This window comes from Neisseria sp. P0022.S010 (genome assembly GCF_051956635.1).
Genome location: NZ_JBQCXF010000918.1, coordinates 1 through 441, shown reverse-complemented (window position 1 = coordinate 441; position 441 = coordinate 1). Strand labels below are relative to the sequence as shown.

The following is a 441-nucleotide window of genomic DNA, read 5'->3' as shown; positions in this document are numbered from 1 at the left end:
ACCACAAACCAACCCCCCCACCACACCAACCAAAACCAACCCAACAACCCCCAAAACCACCAACCAAACACACCCCAAAACCACCAACAACAACACCACCACCACCCCCACAACCAAAACAAACCAACCACAACCAAACACCACAAAACCAACCACCACCCAACACACACCCAAAACCACCCCCCCCCCAAACAACACCACAACCAACCCACCCAAAAAACACACCAAAAACACCACAACCAACCACAAAACCCACAAACACTACGTTTTCAACTCCATCGACCTAGTCACCTATCCAAATCCGCATATCGACCACCACAACGGCGATTTGGTCAGCAAGACCCGCGCCCAAACCGGCAAAGGCATACGCGAAGTCGCACCAAAACCGTCTACTACACACACCCAACACCACCAACAACAAAAAAAACGCAAACCCCAACA

1 pseudogene is annotated in these 441 nt (G+C 51.0%); it reads left to right on the top strand.

Features of this window, described 5'->3' with window-relative positions:
- Nucleotides 1-441 (top strand): annotated as a pseudogene (locus tag ACTHUT_RS22105) (hypothetical protein); the annotation flags it as partial.